The organism is Streptococcus sp. C300, assembly GCF_000187645.1.
GTDB classification, from domain to species: Bacteria; Bacillota; Bacilli; order Lactobacillales; family Streptococcaceae; genus Streptococcus; species Streptococcus oralis_CQ.
The window spans coordinates 899775-911806 of record NZ_GL732466.1 but is presented as its reverse complement, the minus strand read 5'-3'; the positions used below and the strand labels follow the sequence as shown (position 1 = coordinate 911806).

The window sequence follows — 12032 nt, the reverse complement described above, 5'->3', positions numbered from 1 at the left end:
GAATGAAATGAAAAAACTGAGCTTACTACTGGCTAGTCTATGTGCCCTGTTTTTAGTGGCTTGTTCCAATCAAAAACAGGCAGATGGGAAATTAAATATCGTGACAACCTTTTACCCTGTCTACGAATTTACCAAGCAAGTCGCAGGAGATACTGCTAATGTAGAACTTCTAATTGGTGCTGGTACAGAACCTCACGAATATGAACCGTCTGCCAAGGCAGTTGCCAAAATCCAAGACGCAGATACCTTTGTCTATGAAAATGAAAATATGGAAACTTGGGTTCCAAAATTGTTAGAATCCTTGGATAAGAAAAAAGTGAAAACTATCAAGGCGACAGGTGATATGCTCCTCTTGCCAGGTGGTGAGGAAGAAGAGGAAGGGCATGATCATAGCGGCGAGGGTCACCATCACGACTACGATCCTCATGTTTGGCTTTCACCAGCACGCGCCATTAAACTAGTAGAGCATATCCGTGACAGCTTGTCAGCAGATTATCCTGATAAAAAAGAGACTTTTGAGAAGAATGCAGCTGCCTATATTGAAAAATTGCAAGCATTGGACAAGGCCTACACAGATGGTTTGTCTCAAGCTAAACAAAAGAGCTTTGTGACCCAGCACGCTGCCTTTAACTACCTTGCCTTGGACTACGGTCTCAAGCAAGTATCTATCTCAGGTCTCTCACCAGATGCAGAACCATCAGCAGCACGTTTGGCAGAATTGACAGAGTATATCAAGAAAAACAAGATTTCTTATATCTACTTTGAAGAAAATGCCTCACAAGCCCTAGCTAATACACTCTCAAAAGAAACAGGTGTCAAACTAGACGTGCTCAATCCGCTAGAAAGTCTAACAGAAGAAGCAACCAAGGCTGGTGAGGACTATATCTCCGTGATGGAGAAAAACCTCAAGGCTTTGAAACAGACAACGGACCAAGAAGGACCGGAAATCGAGCCAGAGAAGGAAGAAAATACCAAGACAGTTCACAATGGTTACTTTGAGGATGCAGATGTCAAAGACCGTACCTTGAGTGACTATGTAGGCAACTGGCAGTCAGTTTATCCTTTCCTTGAAGATGGGACCTTTGATCAAGTCTTTGACTACAAGGCTAAGTTGACTGGCAAGATGACCAAGGATGAGTACAAGGCCTACTATAGAAAAGGCTATCAGACAGATGTGACTAAGATCAACATCACGGACAACACTATGGAATTTGTTCAAGGTGGCCAAAGCAAGAAATTCACCTACAAGTATGTCGGCAAGAAAATCTTGACTTATAAGAAAGGCAATCGTGGCGTGCGTTTCCTCTTTGAAGCGACAGATGCGGATGCTGGACAGTTCAAGTATGTTCAGTTTAGTGACCACAATATTGCCCCAGTTAAGGCAGAACATTTCCATATCTTCTTTGGAGGTACTAGCCAAGAAGCTCTCTTTGAAGAGATGGATAACTGGCCAACCTACTACCCAGATAACCTATCTGGCCAAGAAATTGCCCAAGAAATGTTGGCGCATTGATGCAAGAGAGAATCCCGCAAATCTGCGGGATTTTTTGCTGGAAACGATTAGGTTGTTAGGTATTATAGTATCACAGATGTACTGTTCACAATGTGATAAAGAAGTCATTTTCTACTGACAGATTCTAACTAGCTGGCGAATGCAAAAGCTACGATTGTACAAATTATAGAATCTTTTCAGGGGATTTAGGAAGGAATCTTAGTCATATTGACGCTGCTATCGCTTTTTGTTATAGTCAAAGAGAGAGCGGTCTGGAACACTAGTTTATTCACAGTCTGTGGATAAGTCTAGGGGAAAATGATATATAATCCAGGGCGATGAAGCATCCTGATAATAGTTCCGTATGTTAGTGAATTTCTGGAAAGCTAGTAGAAACCCTAGTACAGAGCTGTTTGATAAAGGTCTGTTTAGGGTTACAGGTGAGCTAGAGACTGAAAAAGCTAGTTTTTAGGAATGTTTTCTTATCCACAAGTTGTGGATAACTTTGTGAACAAGAGAAAGAGATACGAGATGATGACGAACATAAAACCACATGGACCATTACCAAGTCAGGCCCAGCTAGCTTATCTGGGAGATGAACTAGCTGCCTTCATCCATTTTGGCCCCAATACCTTTTATGACCAGGAATGGGGAACAGGTCAGGAGGAGCCTGAACGCTTTAACCCGACCAAGTTGGATGCGCGTGAATGGGTTCGGGTGCTCAAAGAAACAGGTTTTAAAAAACTGATTGTGGTGGTCAAGCACCACGATGGCTTTGTGCTCTACCCGACAGCACATACAGACTATTCGGTCAAGGCTAGTCCTTGGCGGGATGGAAAGGGGGACTTGCTCCTTGAAGTTTCCCAAGCTGCAACTGAGTTTGACATGGATATGGGAGTTTATTTATCTCCTTGGGATGCCCATAGTCCCCTTTATCATGTGGACCGAGAAGCAGACTACAATGCCTATTATCTGGCTCAGTTGAAGGAAATCTTATCAAATCCTAACTATGGGAATGCTGGTAAGTTCACTGAGGTTTGGATGGATGGTGCTCGAGGGGAAGGGGCCCAGCAGGTCAACTATGAGTTTGAGACTTGGTTTGAAACCATTCGTGACTTGCAGGGCGATTGTTTGATTTTCTCAACTGAGGCAACTAGTATTCGCTGGATTGGGAATGAACGAGGCTATGCAGGGGACCCACTGTGGCAAAAGGTGAAACCAGACCAGCTGGGGACAGAGGCTGCGTTAGATTATCTACAGCACGGTGATCCCTCAGGGACGTTGTTTTCAATCGGTGAGGCGGATGTATCCCTTCGGCCGGGTTGGTTTTACCATGAGGATCAGGATCCCAAGTCTCTTGAGGAATTGGTCGAAATCTACTTTCACTCAGTGGGGCGGGGAACCCCTCTCTTGCTCAATATTCCGCCAAACCAAGATGGTCTCTTTGATGAAAGGGATATTCAGCGACTGTATGAATTTAGAGCTTACTGTGATGAGCTCTACAAAGAAGATTTGGCTCTGGGAAGCAAGGTATCTGGTCCGGCTCTATCACCAGACTTTGCCTGTCATCATCTGACAGATGGCCTGGAGACTAGTTCTTGGGCAAGTGATGCAGAACTGCCAATTCAGTTAGAGCTCGATTTAGAGTCACCTAAAACTTTTGATGTGATCGAGCTGAGGGAAGATTTGAAGCTGGGGCAACGCATCGCTGCTTTCCATGTTCAGGTAGAGTTGGATGGTATCTGGCAGGAGTTTGGATCCGGATTTACAGTAGGCTATAAACGCCTTTTGCGAGGATCCATGGTAGAGACTCAGAAGGTGCGTGTAATCATCACAGAGGCACAGGCTTTGCCTTTGTTAACCAAGATTTCTCTCTATAAAACTCCTACCTTGTCGAAAAAAGCAAACTCTCAGGATCTAGCTTTTTCTGAGAGCAGTCTAGCTGTGGCAAAGGGAGAAAATGTCCACTTTACAGTTAAGCGCAGAGAATCTAGTAGTCTTTTAGAAGCTAAGATTTCGATTCAACCAGGGATGGGGGTGCATGGTGTCGCCTATCAGGATGAGATTCATGTCCTTGCGTTTCAAGTTGGCGAGACTGAAAAAAAGCTAACGTTACCAACCTTGTATTTTGCAGGAGATAAAATCCTTGATTTTTATTTGAATTTAACGCTAGATGGGGAGCTTGTTGACCAGCTTCAGGTCCAAGTTTCATAAAAGAAGAACCTTTGCGAGATGCAGAGGTTCTTTTGGTTATGAGTGATTTGGCAACCAGCTGAGGGTGAAGGTCAGTTGCTCAGCTTTCAAGAGGTCTTGGTGTTGGATGCTAGATACTGGGGTATTGTCCAATCGGCACTCTTTGACAAAGTTGAAATGGCTGTAGTTTTGCTCGGCATGGATATCCAGCCATTTATTTTCCTTAGCCAGGTAGATACGGAGGTGGTCAAAGAGAGGGATTCCGAGATCGTAGCTGGGCTTGCCCGGACAGGTCGGATAAAAACCAAGAGCTGACCAAATGTACCAAGCCGAGAGACTGCCATTGTCCTCATCGCCAGGATAGGCTTCCCAGCTTGGGCGAAAGGCTTTCTGACGCAAGGTTTTGATGAGTAGAGCAGTGTAGTCGGGGTAGTCACTGTAGCGGAAGAGATAAGGGATGTGGAAGCTAGGCTGGTTGGAAATGACGATTTGCCCAAAAGGAGCGGTAGCCATCTCGCTCATTTCATGAATCTCGTAACCATAGCCTGTCGTTTCAAAGAGGGGAGCATCCTGACAGGCTTTCAAAAGGTAGTGGCTAAATGCTTCTTTTCCGCCCATGAGTTGACGCAAACCTGGGATGTCATGTAAGACGCCTAAAGTCGCTTGAATGGTAGAGCATTCGGCGTAGTCGCGTCCCCAACTATAAGGGGAGAAGTCAGGGCGGAAGTTTCTTTGACAATCTCGCGCACGCATATAGCCTGTCTCAGAGTCAAAGAGATGGCGGTAATTTTGTGACGAAGTTCTATAAGTTTCCGCGATGTCATTCTGACCTTGTTTTTCGGCACAGCTGGCGATGCAAAAATCACTATAGGCGTAGTCTAGGGTGTGGCTGACGCTTTCGTGGTGGTCGGTAGAGAGGTAGCCCAGTTCTTGGTATTGGGCTAATCCGTGACGACCATTGATGCCGAGAGGATCGGACTTGCTGGCTGTTTCAAGCATGGCTTGGAGGAGTTCTTCTTCTAGGTCGGGGGCCATGTCCTTGCAGGCGCTATCTGCGATAATGCCATCTAAAAGGGTACCAGGCATCATACCACGCTCGTCTGGGGCCAGCCATTTTGGAAGGAAACCAGTATCGCGGTAGCTATTGAGGAAACCTTCTAAAAAGCAGTGATAGTGTTCCGATATGATAAGGGCAAAGAGGGGGAAGGTGGTGCGGAAGGTATCCCAGAAGCCATTGTTGCTAAAGAGGACGCCGGGCTTGACAGTACCAGTAGTCAGATCCATATGAATGGTTTGCCCTGACTTGTTCACTTCATAAAATGTCTGTGGGAAGAGGAAGAGTCTGTAGAGGCAGTGATCAAAGAAGGTTCGGTCAGCCTCTCCTGTTTCCAGCACATCAAAACGATGGAGGAGATTTTCCCAGTCTGCTTGTGCATTTGCTTTACAGCTATCAAAGTCCTTCTGAGGTAGATTAAGCAGAGCCTGAGAAGGGGAGATGAAAGAAGTTGCTAACTGGATCTCAGCATGACTGCTTGCTAAGTCAATTCGCCAGTCTCCGACTTCTTGGCTGACAGCAAGAATATCCGTATTCATTTGTAGGGCAGTGAACAGTATCAGCGGATTTTTATTGGTCTCTGTTTTACCTTCTTGTCTTAGGGCCAGAGTCCGCTTATCTACCTGCTCAACTGTTAGGTCATCTGCTGCGTGAAGGTAGAGGGAGAGGGATTTGCCTTGCTTTTGCTCTAGGCGCATAGAGGCACCATAGCAGGTAGGGGTTAACTGGGTTTCAATCTGATAACGCAGAGAAAAGAGCTTCAAGTAGTGAGGCTGGAAGCAAGCTTTATCTATATCATAGGAAGACTGACGATGGAAGAGGCTGTCTCCACCTAGCTGGCCTATGACAGGTGTCAGAAGGAGCCAAGAGTAGTCGCCAATCCAAGGGCTGGGTTGATGGGTCAATCGAATCCCCTGAAAGATGGGCAGATGCGGATCGAAAAACCAAGCTCCCTCCTGATCGCTGGTCTGGGGAACAAAATAATTCATCCCAAAAGGCACGCCTGTGTATGGCAGGGTATTTCCCCGAGAGAAGGCATGCTTGCTAGCAGTACCAAAGCGGGTATCGATGGTTTCAAGTAGTGGTTTCATAAACTAACTTTCTGTAAACGTTTTTGTATACAGTATAACACAAAAATAAAGGAAGACAGCTAAAAGCTAAAATAAGTGCATAAATATCTAAATAAGATTTACAAACATACTCTTTTCTGTTAGAATGAGGCTAAGAAAGGAGATTATTATGAGTGAATTTGAAAAGAATCCTGCCAATGATGAATTGGTAGAAAAGGTGACGGAGCAGACTCCCGAGCTGACAGAAACAATTGAGCAAGGTCACAAAGAAGATCAGCCTAACATTGAGGAAGAGTCGAAAAGTGATCAAGTGGTAGAACCGAAGCAAGAAGGAATCAGCCTTCAAACCTTATTGCAAACAAAGCGCAAGGAAATCATTGCAGTACTTGCTATTGTTGCGCTTGCGATTGTCGCTTTCGTTGGCTACAATATTTATGACTCACAACCAAAGAGTATTATAGGCGAAGTAAAGGTTCAATTTTCAGGATATGAAGAAACTGGGAAGTTGACTTATAACAGCGAAGAAATCGCATCTAAAATCGAAGAATTGTCTTATCGAAAGGCTGGATTTAACAATAATCAAGCGAAAGCTTTGGTTCAAAAAGATCCTGTGGCTTATTCGGAAGTGAGTAGAAATCCGAAACTAGCAGCCATGTTACAAAAAGCTGAAGCGATGATTACGAGCGTCCAATTTAATTTCGATCGAACTAGTGAACTTAAAAATGGTGATGAGGTTACCTTTACAATCACAACGAATTCTCAAAGTGCAGCAGTCAAAGCAGAAAAGAAAACCTTTAAGGTTGCTGACTTGAAAGAGTATGAGAAAGTATCAACAGCGGATTTGCTCAAAGAAACTCCTGTGACATTTACTGGATTTAATGGGTATGGCATAGCGTCCATTACAGAAAATCCTAATAAAGATGGCTATTTCAACTTTGAAGATAACAAACGTCCGACAAACTTGAAGAACGGAGATACAGTTACTCTTACTGTTAGTGTGACCTATATCAATGAGTTAAAGTCAAAAGGAAAAGTTGTTGACAACAATAAGGTCGAGGTGACTGTTGAAGGGTTGAAAGACTTAAAAGATGTGAAGAACTTTGCGGATCTTCTGAAAAAGAATGATGACTATAGCAAGTCTGAAAATCAAAATAGTTCCTTTAGCACCTACACTTTAGAGTCGCAAGGCAGTTATTTGAAAGTCATCCCAGAAGAGAATAAAAAATCAAATGGAAAAGTTTCATTGATAACAGTTTATAAAGTAACTTGGTCAAGTGGCAATTCAAAAGAAGTTCGTTACAAATACTATGGTTATCAAGCTTACCTTTTGAAGGACAATAATCTAGATCTTGATGCCGCTTCTAAAGTATCAAGCTGGGGATCAAAAGATTTAGAAGGTCTAAAAGCTGAACTGGCTACCGAAGGTTATAAGGTTTACGAAGAAAAGAAAAGTGAATAAAAAGTTGGGGGAGAGCCCCAACTTTTTTTCATAAGTTTGTTTCAAAACGACTTTAGTTTGTGTATATCTTTTGGAGGCGTTTTTTTTTATACTGAACATGAAACTTGTTTGAAAGAGGTAAAATTAAAAATGGTTTATTCTAAAGAAATCGTCAGAGAGTGGCTGGATGAAGTAGCAGAGCGTGCCAAGGACCATCCGGAGTGGGTGGATGTCTTTGAGCGTTGCTACACCGACACCTTGGACAATACGGTTGAGATTCTAGAAGATGGTTCAACCTTTGTATTAACAGGGGATATCCCTGCCATGTGGCTTCGGGATTCGACTGCCCAACTCAGACCCTATCTTCATGTGGCTAAAAGAGATCCTCTCTTGCGTCAGACCATTGCAGGTTTGGTCAAGCGTCAGATGACCTTGGTGCTCAAGGATCCTTATGCCAACTCCTTTAACATTGAGGAGAACTGGAAGGGTCACCATGAGACTGACCACACCGACCTTAACGGCTGGATTTGGGAGCGTAAGTATGAGGTGGACTCGCTTTGCTATCCTTTGCAGTTGGCTTATCTCCTTTGGAAAGAGACTGGCGAAACCAGTCAGTTTGATGAAATTTTTGTCACAGCAACCAAGGAAATCCTTCATCTCTGGACGGTAGAGCAAGATCACAACAACTCTCCTTATCGTTTTATTCGGGATACAGACCGTAAGGAAGATACTCTGGTAAATGATGGTTTTGGTCCTGACTTTGCCGTGACAGGAATGACCTGGTCAGCCTTCCGTCCAAGTGATGATTGTTGTCAGTATAGCTACTTGGTTCCGTCCAATATGTTTGCGGTCGTTGTCTTGGGTTATGTCCAAGAAATCTTTGCAGGATTGAATCTAGCTGATAGCGAGAGTGTCATCGCAGACGCTAAACGTCTGCAAGCAGAGATCCAAGAAGGGATCGAAAACTATGCCTACACCACCAATAGCAAGGGCGAAAAGATTTACGCCTTTGAAGTGGATGGTCTAGGAAATGCCAGCATCATGGATGATCCAAACGTACCAAGTCTGCTGGCTGCGCCTTATCTGGGCTGCTGCGACATTGACGATGAGGTTTACCAAGCAACTCGTCGGACCATTCTGAGCCCTGAAAATCCATACTTCTACCAAGGAGAATACGTTAGCGGTCTCGGAAGTTCTCATACCTTCTATCGCTATATCTGGCCAATCGCCCTTTCTATCCAAGGCTTGACAACAAGAGATAAGGCGGAGAAGAAATTCTTGTTGGATCAGCTGGTTGCTTGCGATGGTGGTACAGGTGTTATGCATGAAAGCTTCCACGTGGATGACCCAACGCTTTACTCACGTGAATGGTTCTCTTGGGCCAACATGATGTTCTGTGAATTAGTCTTGGATTACCTGGATATTCGTTAAGGAGCTCGCTTTAGTTTCACCGATTCGTGTCAGAATCACACCTTTACATTTAAAACGTTAAAATTTAAATTTAGAATGAGGTTTTACTTCATGGAAAATGTTGTTGTACATATTATCTCACATAGTCACTGGGACCGTGAGTGGTACTTACCTTTTGAAAGCCACCGTATGCAGTTGGTGGAATTATTTGATAATCTTTTTGATCTCTTTGAAAATGACCCTGAGTTCAAGAGTTTCCACTTAGATGGACAAACCATTGTCCTCGATGACTATTTGGAAATTCGCCCTGAAAATCGCGACAAGGTCCAACGTTACATTGACCAAGGCAAACTCAAAATTGGTCCCTTTTACATCTTGCAGGATGATTACTTGATTTCAAGTGAAGCCAACGTCCGCAATACCTTGATTGGTCAAGTAGAATGTGCAAAATGGGGCAAATCCACTCAGATTGGTTACTTCCCAGATACCTTTGGAAATATGGGACAAGCTCCTCAAATCCTTCAAAAATCAGGTATTCACGTGGCAGCTTTTGGCCGTGGTGTCAAGCCGATTGGATTTGACAACCAAGTCCTCGAAGATGAGCAGTTCACATCCCAGTTTTCAGAAATGTACTGGCAGGGTGCGGACGGAAGTCGTGTCCTCGGTATCCTCTTTGCCAACTGGTATAGTAATGGGAATGAAATTCCAGTTGATAAGGATGAAGCCCTGGCCTTTTGGAAACAAAAATTGTCAGACGTGCGTGACTATGCTTCGACCAACCAGTGGTTGATGATGAACGGATGTGACCACCAGCCTGTACAGCGAAATCTGAGTGAAGCCATTCGTGTGGCCAATGAACTCTTCCCAGATGTGACTTTTGTGCATAGTTCCTTTGATGACTATATCCATGCAGTAGAAAGTGCTCTACCGGAGCAGTTATCAACGGTTACAGGTGAGTTGACAAGTCAGGAAACAGATGGCTGGTACACACTTGCCAACACTTCTTCATCACGCATTTACCTCAAACAAGCCTTCCAAGAAAATAGCAACCTCCTAGAACAAGTAGTGGAGCCATTGACTGTCATCACTGGTGGTCACAACCATAAGGACCAGTTGACCTATGCTTGGAAAGTTCTTCTACAAAATGCGCCACATGATAGTATCTGTGGCTGTAGTGTGGACGAGGTTCACCGTGAGATGGAAACACGTTTTGCCAAGGTCAACCAAGTCGGAAATTTCGTTAAGGCCAATCTTCTCAACGAGTGGAAGGGCAAAATCGCAACCCACGAAGCGCAAAGCGACCATCTCTTTACCGTCATCAACACAGGCCTACATGACAAGGTTGATACGGTCAGCACAGTAATTGATGTAGCGACTTGTGATTTCAAGGAATTGCACCCAACAGAAGGCTATAAGAAGATGGCAGCTTTGACCTTGCCAAGCTACCGTGTCGAAGACTTGGAGGGGCATGCTGTAGAAGCGAAAATCGAAGATCTGGGAGCTAACTTTGAGTATGATTTGCCAAAAGATAAGTTCCGTCAGGCTCGCATCGCTCGACAAGTGCGCGTGACAGTCCCTGTTCATCTGGCACCACTTTCTTGGACAACCTTCCAATTGCTTGAGGGAGAACAAGAACACCGTGACGGTATTTACCAAAACGGAGTGATTGATACGCCATTTGTAACGGTCAGTGTGGATGACAATATCACAGTCTACGACAAGACAACTCATGAAGCGTATGAGGATGTTCTTCGTTTTGAAGACCGTGGTGACATCGGAAATGAGTACATCTATTTCCAACCAAAAGGAACAGAGCCTATCTACGCAGAACTCAAAGGCTGTGAAGTCTTGGAAAATACAGCACGTTTTGCCAAGATTTTGCTCCAGCATGAATTGACAATTCCAGTAAGTGCAGACGAAAAACTGGATGCGGAACAAAGAGGTATCATCGAGTTTATGACGCGTGAAGCTGGGCGCTCAGAAGAATTGACAACCCTTCCTCTGGAAACAGAGATGACCGTCTTTGTTGACAATCCACAAATCCGCTTCAAGACTCGCTTTACCAACACCGCCGAAGACCACCGTATCCGTCTCTTGGTTAAGACTCATAACACTCGTCCAAGCAATGACTCTGAAAGTATCTATGAGGTGGTGACAAGACCAAACAAACCAGCTGCTTCTTGGGAAAATCCTGAAAATCCACAACACCAACAAGCCTTTGTCAGTCTGTATGATGATGAAAAAGGGGTGACGGTGGCCAATAAAGGACTGCACGAGTATGAAATCCTTGGCGACGATACCATTGCAGTGACCATCCTTCGTGCCTCAGGTGAGTTAGGTGACTGGGGTTATTTCCCAACACCAGAAGCTCAATGCTTGCGTGAGTTTGAAGTCGAGTTTACACTTGAATGCCACCAAGCAGGGGAACGCTTCTCCGCTTTCCGTCGTGCCAAAGCCTTCCAAACACCATTCACTAGTCTTCAAGTTGCTAAACAAGAAGGAAGTGTTGCTGCGACTGGTAGCCTCTTGAGTCATGCGGCACTCAGCTTACCACAAGTTTGCCCAACAGCCTTTAAAGTGGCTGAAAATGAAGAAGGATATGTCCTTCGTTACTACAATATGAGTCAAGAAAATGTGCGTATATCAGAACACCAACAAACCATTTTGGACTTGCTTGAACGACCATATCCAGTTCATTCAGGACTCTTAGCACCACAAGAGATTCGCACAGAATTGATCAAAAAAGAAGACATTTAACAGTTTTAAAGAATACTATGAGATAGAAAGGAGGGGCGAAAGAGTTAGGATGAACTACTGAGTCGCCCCTTTTTATGGGAAGAACAATGACCATTGCAACCATTGATATCGGAGGGACTGGGATTAAGTTTGCCAGTCTGACTCCTGATGGAAAAATACTAGATAAGACAAGTATTCCGACGCCAGAAAGTTTGGAGAATCTACTAGCTTGGCTAGACCAACGCTTATCAGAGCAGGATTACAGAGGGATCGCTATGAGCGTTCCAGGCGCGGTCAATCAAGAAACAGGTGTAATTGAGGGAATCAGTGCCGTACCTTATATTCACGGTTTTTCTTGGTATGAGGCCTTTGCTCATCATCAGCTACCTGTCCATCTAGAAAATGATGCCAACTGTGTTGGACTTAGTGAACTGCTAGCTCATCCAGAGATTGAAAATGCAGCCTGTGTCGTGATTGGGACAGGAATTGGCGGAGCTATGATTATCAATGGCAAGCTTCACCGTGGTCGCCACGGCTTAGGTGGTGAGTTTGGCTATATGACAACCATTGAACCAGCTGAAAAACTCAACAACTGGTCGCTACTAGCCTCTACAGGAAACATGGTTCGCTACGTAATTG

7 protein-coding genes are annotated in these 12032 nt (G+C 44.4%); 6 read left to right on the top strand and 1 reads right to left on the bottom strand.

Annotated elements, in window-relative coordinates; translation table 11 throughout:
- Window positions 1-7: 7 nt before the first annotated feature.
- Both HMPREF0849_RS04375 and HMPREF0849_RS04370 read left to right on the top strand, forming a co-directional pair.
- Window positions 8-1513: a zinc ABC transporter substrate-binding protein AdcA gene (locus HMPREF0849_RS04375; protein ID WP_000736543.1), complete on the top strand. Its 1506-nt coding sequence runs from the start codon at window positions 8-10 to the stop codon at window positions 1511-1513.
- 513 nt (window positions 1514-2026) lie between these two features.
- A complete protein-coding gene (locus tag HMPREF0849_RS04370; RefSeq protein WP_009013597.1) occupies window positions 2027-3706 on the top strand; it encodes an alpha-L-fucosidase in 1680 nt (559 codons plus the stop codon).
- A gap of 36 nt (window positions 3707-3742) precedes the next feature.
- On the opposite strand, the gene HMPREF0849_RS04365 is transcribed toward HMPREF0849_RS04370, so the two are convergent.
- The gene (locus HMPREF0849_RS04365; RefSeq protein WP_000803420.1) at window positions 3743-5830 is read right to left on the bottom strand and encodes a GH92 family glycosyl hydrolase; all 2088 of its coding nucleotides are present in this window, start codon (window positions 5828-5830) and stop codon (window positions 3743-3745) included.
- A 148-nt stretch (window positions 5831-5978) separates the two neighbouring features.
- Between HMPREF0849_RS04365 and HMPREF0849_RS04360 the strand changes: the two genes are divergently transcribed.
- The 4 genes from HMPREF0849_RS04360 to HMPREF0849_RS04345 form a co-directional block, all read left to right on the top strand.
- Window positions 5979-7268 carry a hypothetical protein gene (locus HMPREF0849_RS04360; RefSeq protein ID WP_001288431.1) on the top strand — a complete coding sequence of 430 codons (1290 nt, stop codon included), beginning with the start codon at window positions 5979-5981 and terminating at the stop codon, window positions 7266-7268.
- Between the two features lie 129 nt (window positions 7269-7397).
- Window positions 7398-8678: a glycoside hydrolase family 125 protein gene (locus tag HMPREF0849_RS04355; protein ID WP_000263072.1), complete on the top strand. Its 1281-nt coding sequence runs from the start codon at window positions 7398-7400 to the stop codon at window positions 8676-8678.
- A gap of 90 nt (window positions 8679-8768) precedes the next feature.
- Complete coding sequence (locus HMPREF0849_RS04350; protein WP_000432742.1) at window positions 8769-11414, top strand: alpha-mannosidase; 2646 nt, start codon at window positions 8769-8771, stop codon at window positions 11412-11414.
- Between the two features lie 86 nt (window positions 11415-11500).
- On the top strand, window positions 11501-12032 hold a 532-nt coding region (locus HMPREF0849_RS04345), incomplete at its 3' end, for an ROK family protein (RefSeq protein WP_033605368.1).